Source organism: Dactylosporangium sp. CA-092794 (assembly GCF_050948465.1).
In the GTDB taxonomy this organism is placed as follows: domain Bacteria; phylum Actinomycetota; class Actinomycetes; order Mycobacteriales; family Micromonosporaceae; genus Dactylosporangium.
Genome location: NZ_CP192044.1, coordinates 899634 through 916643 on the forward strand (window position 1 = coordinate 899634; position 17010 = coordinate 916643).

Here is a 17010-nt window from a genome sequence, read left to right on the forward strand (position 1 = left end):
GCTCACAGCAGCCGCAGTTCCCGGGCTCGCTCGACGGCCTCGCGCCGGCGGCCGGCGTGCAGCTTGCGGTAGATGTTCTTCACGTGGGTCTTCACCGTGTTGACCGACACGTAGAGCGTCGAGGCGATCTCCAGGTTGGACATGGTGCCCTGCAGGTAGCGCAGCACGGTGAGCTCGCGCTCGGTGAGCGGCTCGACGAGGTTGCCCTCGCCGCCGCCGCGGGAGCCGCCGGCCAGCGGCGACGAGCCGGCGGCCAGCTCCGCGGCGAGCGGGTGGTACACGGGCAGCAGCGGCGCGAAGTTGGCCAGCAGGTCGCGCACCGGGTGCCCGCCGACCAGGAACGGGCGGCGGAAGCTCTCCTCCTCGGCGATCTCCAGGGCCACCTCCAGGCCGCGCAGCACCCGGTTGCGGTCGCCGAGCGCCCGCCCGGCGAGGCTGGTCAGGATGGCGGCGTGCACGGTCCAGGTCAGCGCGCTGTCCACCGACGGGGTGGCGAACTGCGCCGCCGTCGTCGCCGCGGCCGCCGCCTTGCCCTCGATGAGCGCGGCCGAGGCGTCCACGTAGGCGGCCCAGCCCGGGAACACGTCCGAGTCGCCGCCGGTGGCCACCAGCCGCCGGGCCGCGCCCAGGTCGCCGCCGCTGATGCGCAGCTCCGCCTCGGTCAGCGCGAGCGCCCGCTCGACCGCCGGGGCCAGCGGCGCGCCGCCGAGCTCGCGGCGGGCGGTGTGCAGCACCTCCAGCGCGGCCGCGAGCCGGCCCGAGCCGTGGCGCAGCTTCGCCCGCACGGTCGCGATCGACACCAGCAGGTCGGGGTCGCCGGCGGCCAGGTCCAGGCCCTCGTCCAGCAGGCGGTCGGCCTCCGCGATGCGGTCCCACTCGCCGTAGACGCCGGCCAGGGCCATCCGCACCCAGCCGAGGTCGGTGGCGTCGGTGATGCCGAACCGGTCGGCGGTGACCAGGGCCTGGCGGCCCAGCCGGGCGGCGGCGCGCAGCCGGCCGCGCAGTGACTCGAGCACCGCGAGCTGGGCGGCCGCGCAGACCTGGGCCTGGGCCATGCCGGCCCGCTGCGCCAGCACCAGCGCGCCGTGCAGCGGGGCGCCGGCCGCGCCCAGTTCGCCGAGACGGAGCCGGGCCTCGCCCTCGTCGAGCAGCGTCAAGGCCCGGACCTCGTCGGTAGATTGATTGTTATTGGCCGATATTTCGGACATCTCGGAGAGCGTCCGGCGCGGGTCGCCGGCCAGCCACGCCTCGGCGGCGCCGAACGCGCGGTGCATCGGCGCGTCGCGGTCCCCGCCGCAGCGGCGCAGGAAGTCGCGGGTGCCCTCCAGGTCGCCGACGCGCAGCCGCTCGGCCGCGAAGGCCAGCGACAGCCGCGGGTCGCTGGCGTCCTCCGACGCCGGCGCGTGCGGCGCGGCCTCGTGCGGGCGGTCGTAGCGGACCCCGCCGAGGATGTCCGGCCAGTACTTGTCGAGCGTCTCCACCGCGCCGGACCAGTCCTCGGCCAGCAGCGCGTGGCGCATCGCCTCGGCCGGGATGCCGTAGGTGCCGTGCCAGGCGGCCGCCCGCCGGTGCAGCTCGGCGACCCGCTCCGGGTTGCGCCGCAGCAGCTCCGCGTGCAGGGTGCGGGCGAAGAGCGGGTGGAAGCGGTACCAGCCGCCCGGGCCGGCGTTGCGGGTCAGGAACGCGTTGGAGCCCTTGAGCTCGGCGAGCACCCGCGCGCCGTCGTCGCGGCCGGTGATCGCCTCCACCAGGCCCGCGTTGAGCCGCGGCGCGATCGCGGTCTCCAGCAGCAGCCGGCGCGTCTCGGCCGGCAGCGGGTCGATCACCTCGCCGGTGAGGAAGTCGCCGACCGCGGTGCTGAACGCGCCGCCGTCGTCGAGCACCCGCTCCGGCTCCGGGTGCCCGCGCATCGCCATCGCGGCGAGGCGGACCCCGGCCGGCCAGCCCTCGGTGATCGAGTGCAGCGCGTACAGCGTCGCGCTCGGCAGCACCACGTCGTGGGCGGCCAGCAGCTGCGCGGTCTCGGCGATGGTCAGCGAGAGGTCGTTCGTGCGCATCTCCGTCAGCGAGCCGTTGACCCGCCAGCGGTACAGCGGCAACGAGGGGTCGCGCCGGCAGGACAGCACGAGCCGCAGGCGGCCCATGCCGTGCCGTACCAGGGACTCCAGCTCGGCCAGGGCGGCCTCGTCGCTGATCTCGCGCACGTCGTCGACCACGACGATGTGCGGCTGCTGCAGCGCGTCGACCGCGCGCAGCAGGTCGTCGCCGTCGCTCTTCTCGGTGTGCGCGGACAGCGCGCCGAGCAGCAGGCCCGGCACGTCCGCGCCGTGTTCGGAGTGGGCCGTCACCCAGCGCACCACCGGTGGCTCGGTGCCCTCGCCGAGGCGGACGCTGCGCGCCCACGCCACGAGCGCGGCGGTCTTGCCCCAGCCGGCCGGCGCCGTCACCAGCGTCAGCGGCGCGCGTACCGCGGCGTCCAACTGGGCGATCACCCGCTCCCGCACCACGTATCCCGGCGGGAGATCCGGCACCGCCAGCGATTGCGGTGCGTATCCTCGGCGATCCTGCTGTACCAACGCTTGTGACACCCGTGCCCCCCGAAATCGCTTTCCCGGCCGTGCTTGTCGCGGTTTTTCCACTGGTCTTTCATCCGGGTCAAACGTGACGAGCAAAGCACCGCCATACGCTGCGGCGCCTCACCCTGCCTGGGTGGTCTGCCGGTGCCGGGCACGGCGATTTCCCTTACGTGCCAACGGTTCCATCGACACCATTGCACCGCCGCGCGGGCCGCCGGAGGCTCACCCGCAGAGGATGAAGCGTGGTCACCATTCTCGTCGGCAGCGTTCGCGCTGTCGCCCGTCGCGTGAACGGGCCGGGGAGGGGGATGAGCCAGCATGAGCGCGGTTGTGGGCGAGATCGAGCTGCGCCCCGAGAATGGCTTCGAGCTGAGCCTGCGGGGCTATCATCGCGCCCAGGTCGACCGGTACATCGCCACGTTGCAGATGCGCCTGACCACGGCGGAGACCGAGCTCGCCTCGGCCCGCTACCGCGAGCAGCAGCTCGCCGGCCGGGTGGAGCGGCTCAGCACCGAGCTGAAGTCGTGCAAGTGTGGCGAGGAGTCCTCGAAGGTCGTCGGTGGGCGCATTCAGCGGATGATCGAGCTCGCCGAGGAGGAGGCCGGCGCCCTGCGCGCCCAGGCCCAGCAGGACCTCGAGAATGCCCGGGCGGCCGCGGAGGCACTGCTCTCCGATGCCCGCAAGCACGCCGAGGATGCGATGCGGGACTTCCAACTGGCCCTGTCGCAGCGCCGCGCGGAGGAAGCCCGCGCCGAGGCGAGCCGGCGGGCCCAGTGGGACGCCCGCCGCCAGCGCCAGCGCGAGGCGGCCGAGAACCTGCTGGCAACCACGCGGTCGGTCGGCTCCGACAGCGTGCAAGTGACCCGGCGGCTGCTGGACGCCCTGATCGAAGGGCACACCAAGCTGCTGGCCGAGGTGGAGATGGCCGAGAAGGAGATGGCCAACCTCTCGTCCGCATGATGTCGATCCGGCAGGTGCTTCACCCGAACCGGGTGACGACGGGTCACTCCGCAGCACGACAGGATTCCTAATGTGACAAGGCAAACGACGGACGGATCTGAGACGGTGACTGCTGCACCGTCCACAGTGGTCCGTCCGGTCCCGCCAGCCGCGGGCGTCGCGCCGTCGGTGGTCCCCGGCGCGACGGACCCAGCTGGGTCGTTCGGTGAAAACCGTTGAGCAGGGGGTACTCAACGGTCCAGGAGTCAGCGGTGAACATGGCCCGCGTCCTGAGCACCGGCCGGCCTTCAGCGAGGGCGGCGGGAGCCGATGGGTGGGCGGCTGATCCGGAGGAGGCCGCCCACCCATCGCTAGTCCTTTCCTAGACTGTCCTGCTCCACCAGGACGGCGCTTCGGCGCCGGCGCGCTCCCAGGCCCGCGCCGGCGCCACACGCGTCTCCGCGTTTTGCCGTTCTTCCGCAAAAGAGAGGCGGGGCACCAGCTCGGTGCCCCGCCTCGACGGCGGCCACGGTCTTTGCTGAGTCAGTCAGATCGCGCCCGTTCCCGGCCCGGAGGACTGCTCGCTGCGCCGCTGGCCCTGGTACTCCTCTTCGGGCCGCCCCGTCGCCTCTGGACGCTCCTCAGCGGCCGCGTGCGCCGGCGGCGCGGTGCGGGGAGGCTGGTTCATCGGGAACGCGCCCTCGCGCTGTTGCAGATCCCGGTCGGCCCGATGGACGCCGCCGGCGGTGGCCGGGGCGTAATCGATCTCGCGCGGCACGTCGCCCCAGCGCACGGTGAGGGCGTACAGGATGACCACGTCCAGGGCGATCATCAGCAGCGACCACACCGGGTACGCCCCGAGCGAGCCGATCTGTGCCAACACGTGCAGAGAGACGACCACGATGGCCGCTATACGCGCCACCGGGCTGCGCGTCAGCAGCCCGATCCCGCAGATGACCAGTAGCGCGCCGAAAGCGATCATCACCACGCCCAGCCCGGTCACGTTCACCACGACCAGGCTGCCCCCGTCGATGAAAGCGACCTGGCGTTGCAGCAGCGCCACCAGCCCCTCGAGGATGTTGAGCACCCCGAGCACGGCCAGCAGCACGCCCGCGAATGTGATCCATCCGGACCAGACGCCGCTCCTGCGGGTGGTACCGGTCTCAGCCATGACCTCTGTCTCCCTTCCGCTGTACGACGGACGTATTTCGGGAGGGGGGTCACAGTTTCGCCGATCGGCCGCGGCGGACAAGAGAGGAGGCGCCGCGGCCGAATCCGGCGAAGCTCGTGTGGCGACCTCCCTCCCTCGCAAATGCGGTTACCGGTGCTTTTGGATGCGATCGTTCGACCGTCTCGGATGACCGGGCATCACCCTGCCCGTGTGAATGCCCCGGTAACCGCCCGCCCATCCCCCGGTGGCCGGCGCTGCGGGGACCCCGCCCCTCACCCGAGCCGGGTGAGGACTACTCACCCGCGACCGTCCGCACAATGCGCTCGTGGAGATGGCCTGGATCCCCGGTGGCACCTTCGCCATGGGTGCCGAGGGCTTCTATCCGGAAGAAGCTCCCGTTCGCAAGGTCGCCGTCGATGGGTTCTGGATCGACTCGCACCCCGTGACGAACGCGGAGTACGCCTTGTTTGTGCAGGAGACCGGCTATCGGACGGTCGCCGAGTGCCCGACCGACCAGGGTCCGCCCGGGTCGATGGTGTTCGTGCAGCCGCCCGGTCCGGTGCCGCTGCGCGACTGGCGCGTGTGGTGGGAACTGCGCCCCGGCGCCTCCTGGCGGCACCCCTTCGGGCCGGAGTCGGACATCCGCAAGCGCTCCGCCCACCCCGTCGTCCACGTCGCCTACGAGGACGCCGCCGCCTATGCGACCTGGGCCGGCAAGGACCTGCCCACCGAGGCGGAATGGGAGTTCGCCGCGCGCGGCGGCCTCGATGGAGCACCCTACCCGTGGGGCGAGGATCCCGAGCCGGGACGCGCCAACATCTGGCAGGGGATTTTCCCCTGGCTCGACCGCAGCGAGGGCGGGCACGGAACCAGCCCGGTCGGCGCATTCGCGGCCAACGGCTACGGACTCTTCGACGTGGTCGGCAACGTGTGGGAATGGACGTCGGACTACTATCGATCGGGGAACGCGCGCTTCGGAGAGGTCGACGCCGAGATGCCGCACAACCCGCGGGTAGACTCTCCACCCGCGGCCACGGTGTTCGCCAGCCGGGTGCTCAAAGGCGGGTCGTATCTGTGCTCAACCGGCTACGACCACCGCTTCCGACCTGCGGCTCGGCAGCCCGAAGCGATCGACAACGGTAGTTGTCACGTCGGCTTCAGATGCGTGCGGAGGCAAGCCCAGAAAGCCGGGTGACCACGCACCGTCATTTGTTCACCCCCTACGGGTGAGGCGACATCACCTCATGTCGCCTCACAATCCCGTGGTCATCCGCCGTGCTGCGGTGGGTGGGAGGGGGCGAAATACGTTGGGGCAGAAAACGCTCATTGACACCATCACCCGTCCCGCACTGCACTTCGCAGTGCCCGAGCCGCCCCGCTATCACGTACCGCGACCGCGTCTGCTGGACGCTCTGGATCGCGCCGTGGCGGGGCCTTTGACGTTGATCTCCGCTCCGGCGGGGTGGGGCAAGACCACTTTGCTGGCCGAATGGGTGGCGGCCGGGCGAGCACCCTGGCCGCTGGCATGGCTGCCGGTCGAGGCGCACCACGGCCCACGCTTTTGGGAGCACGTGCTCGACGCCGTGGAGCAGGCGACCGGGGAGCACCCGGCCGCGGAATCCGGTGAGGGTCCGGGTGAGGCCCTCGAGCAGCTCGTCACCCTGCTGCGCGGGCCCGGCACGCCGGTGGTCCTGATCCTCGACGACCTGCAGGAGCTCTCGGTGCCGCGGGTGTGGGGGGAACTGGAGACGCTGCTTTCCCAGGCGGGTGAACGCCTGCGTCTCATCATCGCGTGCCGCACCGATCCGGCGCTCACGCTGTACCGCTTCCGGATCCGCGGCGCGCTGAGCGAGCTGCGGACCGGACCGCTCGGGTTCACGCTCGACGAGACCGCCCAGATGCTCAACGCGCACGGGGTACGGCTCGCCGAGTCCGCGCTCGTCGAGCTGCACGCGGTGATGAAGGGCTGGGCCGCCGGCCTGCGCCTGGCCGCGCTGGCGGTGCAGGGCCACCCGGAGCCGGACAGCCTCGTGCCGCGCTTCGCATTGCAGGACCGGGCACTGGGGGAGTACCTGGTCGGCGAGGTCTTCGACACGCTGCCGGAGGACGTCCGCGAAGTCGTCCTCTGCACGTCGGTCCTGGACCAGGTCAGCGCCGAGCTCGTCGAGGCGCTCACCGGCCGGGTGGACGGCGCCCGCATCCTGGCGCAGTTGGAGCACTCCAACCTCTTCGTGGTGCAGGGCAGCGGCAACGCCGGGATGTACCGCTGTCACCCGCTGTTCGGGCTGATGCTGTACGACGAGCTCCGGCACCGCCGGCCCGAGCAGGTGCGCCAGTTGCACCGGCGGGCGGCGGACTGGTTCGCCGCGCACGACCAGGCGGCCGACGCGCTGCGTCACGCCCTGGCCGCGCGCAACTGGGGCCAGGCCTCGGACCTGCTCGCCGCGAGCTGGCAGGAGCTGGTGCCCGGGGCCCGGTTGCGCACCATCAAGGAGCTGGTGCCGCCGCCTCCGCAGGAGGTGCGCAACGACCCGAAGCTCGCCCTGGCCTTCGCGGCCGAGCGGCTCGACGCGAGCGACCCGCAGGGCACGGAGACGTTCCTGCACCTGGTCGACCGCTCGCAGCACACGCTGGTGGACTCGGCGAGGGCCGCGCTGCGCCCGATCGTGGACAGCTTCCGGATGGCCGAGGCGCATCAGAGCCAGAAGCCCGATCTGGTACTGGCCACCGCCCCGCTCCTGCTGCGTGAGGACACCGGCCTCGACGACCAGGACGCCGCCCGCATGCGGGCGCTGGCCCTCGTCGCCGTCGGCGGCGCGCGGCTCATCCAGGGTGACCTCGGCGCGGCCGAGACCGCGCTGCAAGAGTCGCTGAGCCTGGCCCGCCGCTGCGGCGGAGTCCAGTCCCAGCTGGCCGCGCTGCGCCAGCTCGCCCAGCTCAACGCGGCCCGGGGCCGGCTCACTGCGGCGATGCGCTACGGCAAGGAGACGCTCGCCCTGGCCGACCGCGAGGGCCAGACGCAGGGCAGCGACGTCGTGTGGGCGCAGCTCACCGTCGCCGAGGTCTGCTACCTGCAGGCCCGCGTCCGCGCCGCCGAGCACTACCTCGACCGGGCGCTGGACGGCGGCGGCCTGGCCGACCCGGCGCTGGTCGCTACGGCGACCATGACGCGCGCGCACATCCGCGCCGCGGCCGGCGACGCGCGGGCCGCGTGCACGGAGCTGTCGGCGATCCGGCGGCAGCTGGCCGACTGGCGGTACACGCCGCGCATGCAGCACTGCGTCACCCTCGCCGAGGCCGAGCTGCGCCTGGCCGCCGGCGACGTCGAGGCGGCCAAGCGGCTGCTCAGCCTGGAACCGGTGGAGATGCTGGCGCCGTGGCTCGGCGTCGTGCGCGCCAAGGCCCACCTTGCCGAGCGCCGCCCGGCCGCGGCCCTGGGCGCGGTACAACCGTTCCTGGAGCACACCACCGGTTCGCTGGTGTGGACGGTCGACGCCAACCTCACCAGCGCCCGCGCCCTGCGCGCGCTGGGCGACCGCTCGAAGGCGGGCCGCGCCTTGGAGCAGGCGCTGCGCTTCGCCGACGACGAGACGATCCGCTGGCCGTTCGTCGCCGGCGGGCAGCCGGTGCGCGAGCTGCTCGTCACCTACCTGCCCGCGGGCAGCGGCTATCGTGGCTTGGCCGAGGACATCGCGCAGGAGCTCAACGGATTCGGCCGCCCTTCCGCGGCGGCGGGGGAGCTGGCCGAGCCGCTGACGGAGCGGGAGCTGGCCGTGCTGCGCTACCTGCAGGGCACCCTCTCGGCGGGCGAGATCGCCTCGATGCTCTACGTGTCGGTCAACACGGTGAAGACCCACATGAAGAACATCTACCGCAAGCTGGGCGTGGGACGGCGGCGGGAGGTGATTGAGCGCGCTCGTGAGCTCAATCTGTTGTAGCTGCCGCACGTACGCCTAGGAGCGCGGACCCACGCCGGGCCGCGCTCCTCTTCTTTCTCCTTGCCTTGCGCCCTCCCCGCTGCTTTGCGCCCTCCCCGCGCCACCGTCTCCATCATGCGGCCGCATCTCGGCGTTGGTCGCGATCGCGGTGGTTGTCGCGCGCCCGCGCTCGATGCGCATTGCGTCCGTCGTCTGGCCGCCCCGCCCACGCCGCTCACCGGGCCCCGCCTACGCCGCGCCGCGCTGGGCTGCGCCGGCTGGGCTGGGCTGCGCCGGCTGGGCTGCGGAGCGCAGCGCAGCGACCAGAAGTCTCCGTGATCATGCGGCACACGCCACCGACACCAAGGGTTTTTCATGATCACGGAGTGGTGATGTACACCCGCGTACCAAAAGTCTCCGGGATCCTGGCAAACCCGTGGTGCCGCTACGGCGGGGAGCATGATCACGGAGACATTCGTTCGCCCCTGCCGCGTCGGCCGGGGTCGGCGCCGATCCGTGACTCGGCCGTGTCCGCCGATCCGTGACTCGGCCGTGTTCCCGGTAAAGCCAGGGCAGCAACGCGAAGCGGCGGCGTCCTCGTGGGACGCCGCCGCTTCCGGCGGGGTGGGTGGCCTCAGCGGTTCACGTACGGGCGGGCGCCGATCGCGGCCAGCTCCTCGGGTTCCCCGTCGTCCACCGTGGACTTCGCCAGGGCGGCCTCCTCGGCGAGGACCACCGGGAGCGGGTCGATCAGCGGGTCCAAGGAGTCCAGGGAAGCGCGCTGGATCGGGACGGGGTTCTCGACCGGTGCGGGGACCGAGGCCTGGCCGATCGCGCGGACCCAGGTGGTCGGCGGGTCGAAGACGAGCTCCGCCTCCACCGTCTCCTGGGCCAGCGCGGCCGAGACCGGGGCGCCGACCGAGGCCATGACGGTGACGGGCTCCTGCGGCTCCTCGTGGGACGGGTCGACGGTGGCGTGGGCCTGGAACGCCGTATCGTCGTCCGGGTCCTGGGTGGCGATCAGGTCGATGAGGATGATGTCGTCGCGGTCGGCGCTGTGGCGGACCACCGGGCGGCCCGCCTTGTGCCGGCCGCGGTACGTGTCCGAGCGGCTGTTGCGGCGCAGCGCCAGCTTGGCCGTGGGAATCGGCCGGGCCGGTTGCGGCTCCGGTTCGTCCTCGGCGGCCACGACACTGCCGCGCGGTACCGTCAAGATGAACAGAATGATCACGTCCAGTGTGACCATCAGCAGTGACCATGCGGGGTAGGCCCGCAGCATGGCCAGCTGTGAGATCGCGTGCAGCGCCACCACGCTCGCCGCGGCCAGCTTGCCGCTGGGCTTTCGAGTGCGCAGCGCGAAGCCGGTGACCACGAGCAGCACACCGAGCGTCACCGTGGCCGCGGCCCAGGTGCCGGCGCTGGTGAATGCGACGTCGTCGCGATCGAACCCCACCCCGCCGCTGGCGAAAGCCACCAGCAGCCCCTGCGAGACGTTCAGCGTGCCCACCAGTGCGAGCATCGTCCTGCCGAACGCCCGAAATTCCTTACCCCGCATCCGCGCGTCTTCTCCCTTGACTTCGCAGCATGTGATCGGCGGCTGGATCGGTTGGCTTTCCAGCTGAACCGCTTGATTTTCGGCGGAAAATGCGTGAGGCCGTGCCGGTCCCCGGTCACAAACCGAAGACCGGCACGGCCTATATCCCCCGTTACTTGTTCCCCCCGGAACAGGCCCGACCCGTGGTGTCCGGTCCCGCCGCCCGCGGTACCGGACACCGGCGCAGACCCCTCCGCGCCGGGTTGGCGAGGGATGCCGGTTGACCCCTCCCGCGGACATGGGTGGGTCCCCCGGCCTCCCCAGCTCCCGGACATCGGCGCCTGCCTCAGTCGGCAACGTGTCGTGCCTGGGGACATGATTCGAGCGATGTGGGTGAACAGGGATCACCCTCTATGGGTGATCGGCCGGGTGGCGAATCGGCGTCCCGCCCCGCTACACCGGCTCGGCGGCCAGCAGGCAGGCGTCGTCGTCGGGGTTGCGCCGGTGCGCGTAGTCGAGCGCGGTGCGCAGCCGCTCGCCCGGGGCCGAGACGCGCAGGGCGAGCCGGACGTCGTCCACGAGGCCCTGCACGCCCTGGTCGATGGCGCGGTCGCGCTGTTCGACGACGCCGTCGGTGTACATCAGCAGCAGGTCACCCGCCTCGACCACGATGCGCGCGGAGGCATAACGGGCCCCCGGGTCGACCCCCAGCGCCATGCCCGACGGCTGGGCCAGCACGTTCACCCGGCCGTGGGTGGCCCGCAGGATCGGCAGGTGCCCGGCGCGGGACCAGGTCAGCGAGTGGTCGGCGGGGCGGAACCGGCCGCAGACGGCGGTGGCCAGGGTGGTGACCGGCCGGCGGCACAGCATGCGGTTGAGCGCGGCCAGGATCGTGCCCGGGTCGTCGCCGGCCAGCGCCAGGCGGGTCATCGCGGCGCGTAGCTGCACCATGGTGGTGGCGGCGGGGCGGCCGTGGCCCATCACGTCGCCGACCGCGAGCATCACGTCCCCGCCGGGCAGCGGGGTGCAGAGGTACCAGTCGCCGCCGAGCTCGCCGGCGTGGTCCGCGACGGCGTACCGCACGCCCACCCGCACGCCGTTGACCTGCTCCCGCACCGCCATAGCCATGCCGCATATCGTGTCTCCGCCGGGGCACTGGGCGGCTCGCCTGCCGAGGGTGAGCCCCGAGGTGGGCGTTCAACTTAGATGAGGCTGAGTTCCCTTCCCCGCCGGACGGCGTCGCGGCGGCGGCTGACGCCGAGCTTGCGGTACACGTGCCGCACGTGCGTCTTGACCGTGTTGGACGACACGCTCAGCACCGTGGCGATCTCGGCGAGGGAGAGCATGCTGCGCAGGTACTGCAGCACCAGCGTCTCGCGCTCGGTCAGCGGATCGGTGATGTGCCCGGCGATCGTCTCGAGGGTCTCCGCCGCCGCCCCGCCGGCGCCTGGGTCCGCGGTCCGCGCCGGCCCCGGATCCGGCGCTGGGACGGCCCCGGACAGCGGCCCGGGCGCGGCCTCCAGCGACGGTACCGCTGGCTCGAGCAGCTCCGCGATCCAGGCACCCTGCCCCAGGAAGGGCCCGCGGATGCCTTCCGGTGCGGCCAGCCGCAGCGCCTGCTCGATGTGCTCCGTGCCGCCGGCGAGGTCGCCGAGCTGCCGCAGGGACTGTGCCAGCAGTACCGTCGCGGAAACCGTCAGCACCAGCGAGGCCGGCTGCGCGGCGAGGACCTCCCGCAGCGCGCGCTCGGCCGCCTCCGGCCGGCCCAGCGCGATGTCGAGCCGGGCCGCGGCCAGGGCCACCGCCGGCGCCGTCGGCCACTGGCGGGCGAGATCCCGCAGGAGCATCCGCGCCTTGTCCGGGCGGTCCTCGAGCAGGCACAGGTCGGCGTAGAGCACCCGGGTGGCGACCTCGGCATACGGCGGCATGGCACCGGTCCGGTTGCGCAGCAGCGGCTCCAGGGCCTCGGCCGCGCCGGTGAGGTCGTCCTGGTCGCGCAGCAGCTCGGCGAGGGTGAGCGCGCCGCCGATCCAGGCGTGCGGGTCCGAGGGCACCTCGGCGGCGATGCTCTCGTCGAGGTGGTACCACGCCTCGTCCAGCTGCCCGCGCATGCGGCACACCGACGTCAGCGCCAGCCGGGCGAAGCTGATGCTGCGCGACTCGCTGATCCCGGCGTCCCGGCAGCCGTCGAGCACCCGGCGGGCGCAGGCCGCGGCCGCGGAGAGCTGGCCGCGGTGCACGTGGACGATCGACTGGTGCAGGTTGGCCTGCACGATGAGCAGGTTGAAGCCGGCCTTGCGGGCCAGGGTGGCGCCGCGGTCCAGTGCGGCGTCGGCGCCGTCGAGCTGGTCGGTGGCGATGCGCGCCCCGGCCAGCGCGAGGTAGCCGAAGGCGCGCGCGGCGTCGGCGGCGTCGGCGTAGACGTGCTCGCCGGCGGCCTCGTCGACGCGCTGCAGCAGCCGCATCGCGGAGGTGCCGGACCGCTCGGCGTCGCCCGCGGTGACCGCCTCGGCCAGCCGCATCGCGGCCAGGATCTCGGCCTCCACCCGCGTCGGCGTCTCGCCGAGCGCCCGCTCGCCGAGCTTGATGAACGCCGACATCCCGGCCTCGTCGCCCGTATCGCGGCAGCACACGGCCAGCGCGAAGGCGAGCATCGGGCGCTCGGCGACGTCCGCCGGAGGAAGCGGGCCGGTCCGCGGCTCCATGGCGCGCGGCCCCGACCCGGCGAGTTCAGGCCAGTACTGCTGAAATAATCGCTCGGCCGTCACCCAGTCGGCGCCGAGCACGGCGTGCACGACGCCGTCTCCGGGCAGGCCGTTGGCCGCATACCAGCCGGCCGCGGCGCGGTGCAGGCCGCGCTCCTCGGCGGCGAGCGCGGTGCGCACCTCGGCGCGCAGGACCGAGCGCAGCAGGCGGCGGTAGCGGTACCACGAGTGCGAGCCGCCGTAGAACGTCGCCAGCGCGTTGGCGCGGCTGGCCTGGGCCAGCTGGCGGGCGCCGTTGCGGCTGCCGGTGAGCGCCTCGACCAGCCCCGGGCAGACGGTCTCCACGATCGACGTGCGCAGCATCACGTCGTACACGTCGGGGTCCAGGTGCGCCAGGATCTCGCGCTGCACGTACTCGGTCAGCCCGACCTGCTCGTGCAGGCCCGCCTCGCCGGCGATGAGGTCGGTGACGATCCGCTCCGGCTCGTGCCGGCCGACCATCGCCGACAGCGTCACCGCGACCGCCGCCGGCCAGCCCTCGGTGACGTGCCACAGCGCGTACCGCGAGTGCTGGGCCAGCCGCACGTCGTAGCGCTCGGCGAGGCCCGCGATCTCGTCCTGCGTGAAGGAGAGGTGGTCGGTGCGCAGCTCGGTGAGCTGGCCGCGCACCCGCCAGCGGTACAGCGACAGCGGCGGCTCGCTGCGGGCCAGCAGCAGGAAGCTGATGCGCTCGCCGAGGCGGGTGATCAGCCGCTCCAGCCGGCGCAGCACCGTGCGGTTGGTGAGGTTGTGCAGGTCGTCCAGGACGACGACGGCGCGCTCGTGCAGGCGCCCGTTGCTCCATGCGTAGGTGGCCGGGTCCAGCGCGATGCCGGCCGCGGTGAGGGCGGTGGTGAGCTGCCGCCAGGCCGCCGCGCCGCAGTTGGGCTCGAACCGCACGTAGGCGGTGCGCCCGGGCGCCCGGCCGGCCCGGATCCAGGAGCCGGCGAGCACCGTCTTGCCCCAGCCCGTCGGCGCGCAGATCAGAGTGACGGGGTGCTCCACCGCCGCGTCGAGGTGATCGAGCAGGCGCGTCCGTTCCAGGTGTACGCCGGGCAGCGGCGGCATCGCGCGGTCCGGGATCGCCGCGACCGGCGCCGGTCGCACCTCCAGGGGCCGGACCGTCGCGGCCCAGCCGGACGAGCCGAGGAAGCGCTCGGCAGCGTCGTTGTGCGCCAATCTGTCAAGCGTGCTTTCGCCGTGGTGGCTGGTATGCACCGTCACTCCCCGAGGACGCGGGTCTACAACGTGCCCCGTTGGCACCTTTCCCGTGCGTGATTGGCCGTGTGCCGACGTCGAACACCATAGAACTCCGGCGGCGATTCGTGGAGGTCCTCATTCAGGATGGTCGATTTTTTGAGGCGTGGAGAAGGCCCCGTTTTCATTGATTGAGCGTCGGAGGATTAGATATCCATCAATCTTATGCGGGTTTGCGGCCAACACCGAGTGCGCACGCTGGCGGGTGATGGGCGAGTTTTGTCCGGTTTTGCTGTCCGCGTGACTTATCACCGAGTGGCAACCGATTACGCTCCGTGAACCCGGGCGCGACCCGCTCCGAAGGCCTTTTGGGCGTCGGGCCCCCGCGCATACCGCCAAGGTCTTGCTATTCGGCCGTATGGGTCTTAACTACCGACAGTCTCGGCGCGTCGCATCGCCAACTACTTAGGTTGGCAAGTTTCAATACTTAAATGATCGATAAGTTGGCGGATTTTCTACCCATAATTACAAGCTTGTCATCAGTGAAATTCCTCTGAGATTTATCCGCCATTGCTCAAAGTCGTGCCAAAGTGCAATTTGCACTTTGGAAGAACCGGCAAACCCGAACATATCCGTCAGTCGGGCAGGGTCTCGGGCGATCTCCCGCGGGAGGTGCCCGGATGCCCCCGACGTATGCATGGTTCACCCGTCGAGTGTGCGAATCCCGCGCACATTTCGGCGGTCGAGGGGTCACGTCCGCGCCCGATTGCGCTAGTTGATGAGGCGGCCAACGCGGCGGGGTAGACGGTGCGGATGTCGCACCCGGCGGGCGCCCCCGCCGGTCTACGCGGCCATGGGCGGATGTATGTCTCCGTGATCATGGTGTCCGCGGTGTCCGCGTCACGGGTTTGCCATGATCCCGGAGACTTTCGGTACACGGGGGTACATCAGCACTCCGCGATCATGAAAAACCGTTGGTGTCGATGCCGAGTTGCGCATGATCACGGAGACTTCCGGTCGCGGTGCTGCGCGGTGCTGCGCGGTGCTGCGCGGTGGCCGGCGGGTGGGACAGGATCGCCGCTCGCACCCGGCCCGCAGCGCCGGGGCGCGTAGGCCGGGCAGCACGTGGCCGTCGGCGGGCATGGCGGCCGGCGATGCCGGTTCCCGGGCGGCGCGGGTTCAGCTGGCTTGGGCGGCGGAGCCCTCGTCCTCGGCCAGCGGGACCCCCGAGGCCCGGGCGAACGAGGTCAGCCCCTGCAGGAGCGCGGCCCGGTCGTCGGGCGGCATCCGCCGCAGCACCGCCGCGATCGTCTCCTGCCGCTGCCGGCCGAGCCCGTCGAGCAGCCGCCGCGCGGTGGGGGTCAGCACCAGCCACACCTCGCGCCGGTCGCGCTCGTCGGCGGTGCGCCGCAGGAGGTCGGCGGCCTCCAGCCGGTCACACAGCCGGCTCGCCGAGGACGGCGCGGTGTGCAGGGCGACGGCGAGCTGGGTCAGGTTGACCGAGCCGGCCTGGTCGACGACGCCGAGCACCCGCAGCTGAGCCGCGGAGACGCCCGAGTTGTCGTTGGCCGCGCTCGTGGCGAGGACCAACGCCTGGCCGGCCGTGTCGACGAGCGCCGCGGCGGCGGCCGCGTCGTCGGGGCCGGACGGGTGCGGTGAGGGTCTGCTCCGCACGATGTCCTCCGTGTCTTGCGGGGGTCACGGGTTGGCTCGGGGCGACCAGTCCAGGCAAATGATCAATGCGTCGTCCGCAAGCTCGGCGCCCGCGTGATAGTCACGAAGGCCGCGCATGACGCTGCTGATCGCCTCGGCCGGAGGCTGCAACCGGGTCGATCGTATGGCACGACTCAACTCTCGCTCACCGAACGTCGGCTCGTTCGGCCGTACGGCCGCATGTACGCCGTCGCTGACCACGAAGAGCCGATCGCCGGGTTGCAGCTGGGTGGCCTCCTCGACGTACCGCGTGTCGCCGAACATGCCCAGCGGGAGCTGCGGGTCCAGCACCATGTCGCGCAGCTGGCCGCCGCGCACGAGCAGCATCCGGGGCGACCCGGCGTCGATCATGCGCAGCTGCCCGGTGGCCGTGTTGAGCGACAGCAGCAGGGTCGCCACGTGCCGGGCCCCGCCGTACTGCGAGAAGATCGCGTCGGCGGCCAGCACCGCCTGGTCGGCCAGGTCCCCGGGGCTGCTCTGCCCGGCCGGGATGGAGCGGCGCGCGTTGCGCATCGCGTTGACCGCGAGCGTGGTCAGCAGCGCCGCGTCGAGGCCGGTGCCCATGCCGTTGAGGGCGGTCACGGTGAGCCAGTCGCCGTTGACCGACCAGTCGAAGTGGTCGCCGCAGACCGCATACGCCGGCTCCAGCTGGCCGGCGAACCGCACGCCGGGGTGGTCGTAGCCGCGGGCCGGCAGCAGGTCCCACTGCATCTCCGCGGCCATGGTCAGCCGGCCGGTGCGGCGCCGGTCCAGGTGGTACCGGTCGGTCCGCCGGTAGGCGGCGGCCAGCGCCACCGCGAACGTCTCCGCGATCTCCTCCAGCTGCGGCCGCTCGGAGGGCAGCCGTTCGGCCTCCAGCCCGACGCTGAGCACCCCGACCCGCTCGCCCCAGGCGGTCACCGGCAGGTGCAGCCGGGCCATCGCCTGCCCTTCGCGGGTCTCCAGCACCGGTGTCTGGCTCGCGAACGCCCGCGTCGCCGGGCCGAGCTGGTCGCCGACGCCCTCGGGCTCGGCGCCGGACGGCGACAGCGTCGTGGTGCGATAGTCGGCGAGCCACACGGTGCTGCTCTTGGTGCCGTGGATCGCGCTGAGGTATGCGTCGAGCGTCTCCACCAGGTGATCCGGTGGAGCCGTGCGCAGAGCCTTGTCAATGGAGCCAACGCCGGACATGCTTGCCTTTCGCCAGCCTTTGCTTGCCGTGCGGCAAATAATATAAGGC

At 72.2% G+C, this 17010-nt stretch carries 10 protein-coding genes; 3 read left to right on the forward strand and 7 right to left on the reverse strand.

Annotated features, from left to right (window positions below; all coding sequences use genetic code 11):
* Positions 1–2 precede the first annotated feature (2 nt).
* Positions 3–2588, reverse strand: coding sequence for a LuxR C-terminal-related transcriptional regulator (locus ACQPXD_RS03960; protein WP_432834901.1), 2586 nt, complete (start codon positions 2586–2588; stop codon positions 3–5).
* A 306-nt stretch (positions 2589–2894) separates the two neighbouring features.
* Here ACQPXD_RS03960 and ACQPXD_RS03965 point away from each other — a divergent pair, with 306 nt between their 5' ends.
* On the forward strand, positions 2895–3536 hold the full coding sequence (locus ACQPXD_RS03965) for a DivIVA domain-containing protein (protein ID WP_432834903.1): 642 nt from the start codon (positions 2895–2897) through the stop codon (positions 3534–3536).
* Between the two features lie 526 nt (positions 3537–4062).
* On the opposite strand, the gene ACQPXD_RS03970 is transcribed toward ACQPXD_RS03965, so the two are convergent.
* Positions 4063–4623, reverse strand: a complete 561-nt coding sequence (locus tag ACQPXD_RS03970; RefSeq protein WP_432834904.1) for a DUF7144 family membrane protein — start codon at positions 4621–4623, stop codon at positions 4063–4065.
* Between the two features lie 394 nt (positions 4624–5017).
* On the opposite strand from ACQPXD_RS03970, the gene ACQPXD_RS03975 reads away from it, so the two are divergent.
* Both ACQPXD_RS03975 and ACQPXD_RS03980 read left to right on the forward strand, forming a co-directional pair.
* Positions 5018–5881 carry a formylglycine-generating enzyme family protein gene (locus ACQPXD_RS03975; protein WP_432843622.1) on the forward strand — a complete coding sequence of 288 codons (864 nt, stop codon included), beginning with the start codon at positions 5018–5020 and terminating at the stop codon, positions 5879–5881.
* A 229-nt stretch (positions 5882–6110) separates the two neighbouring features.
* Complete coding sequence (locus tag ACQPXD_RS03980) at positions 6111–8624, forward strand: LuxR C-terminal-related transcriptional regulator (protein WP_432834906.1); 2514 nt, start codon at positions 6111–6113, stop codon at positions 8622–8624.
* Positions 8625–9237: 613 nt separating this feature from the next.
* Here ACQPXD_RS03980 and ACQPXD_RS03985 read toward each other — a convergent pair.
* From ACQPXD_RS03985 to ACQPXD_RS04005, 5 genes are all read right to left on the reverse strand, one after another.
* Positions 9238–10110 (reverse strand): DUF7144 family membrane protein, encoded by an 873-nt coding sequence (locus ACQPXD_RS03985; RefSeq protein ID WP_432834908.1) that lies wholly within the window; start codon positions 10108–10110, stop codon positions 9238–9240.
* A gap of 480 nt (positions 10111–10590) precedes the next feature.
* A complete protein-coding gene (locus ACQPXD_RS03990; RefSeq protein WP_432834910.1) occupies positions 10591–11265 on the reverse strand; it encodes a PP2C family protein-serine/threonine phosphatase in 675 nt (224 codons plus the stop codon).
* A 74-nt stretch (positions 11266–11339) separates the two neighbouring features.
* Complete coding sequence (locus ACQPXD_RS03995; RefSeq protein ID WP_432834912.1) at positions 11340–14060, reverse strand: LuxR C-terminal-related transcriptional regulator; 2721 nt, start codon at positions 14058–14060, stop codon at positions 11340–11342.
* A gap of 1197 nt (positions 14061–15257) precedes the next feature.
* Entirely contained in the window at positions 15258–15752 is a 495-nt protein-coding gene (locus tag ACQPXD_RS04000) for a MarR family winged helix-turn-helix transcriptional regulator (RefSeq protein ID WP_432834914.1), read from the reverse strand.
* A 24-nt stretch (positions 15753–15776) separates the two neighbouring features.
* Positions 15777–16904 carry a PP2C family protein-serine/threonine phosphatase gene (locus tag ACQPXD_RS04005; protein ID WP_432834916.1) on the reverse strand — a complete coding sequence of 376 codons (1128 nt, stop codon included), beginning with the start codon at positions 16902–16904 and terminating at the stop codon, positions 15777–15779.
* Between the last annotated feature and the right edge of the window lie 106 nt (positions 16905–17010).

Excerpts from the sequence above, each read along its gene's own strand:
- ACQPXD_RS03965 (WP_432834903.1), top strand. The coding sequence starts at position 2,895 with ATGAGCGCGGTTGTGGGCGAGATCGAGCTGCGCCCCGAGAATGGCTTC.
- ACQPXD_RS03975 (WP_432843622.1), top strand. The coding sequence starts at position 5,018 with ATGGCCTGGATCCCCGGTGGCACCTTCGCCATGGGTGCCGAGGGCTTC.
- ACQPXD_RS03990 (WP_432834910.1), bottom strand. The coding sequence starts at position 11,265 with ATGGCTATGGCGGTGCGGGAGCAGGTCAACGGCGTGCGGGTGGGCGTG.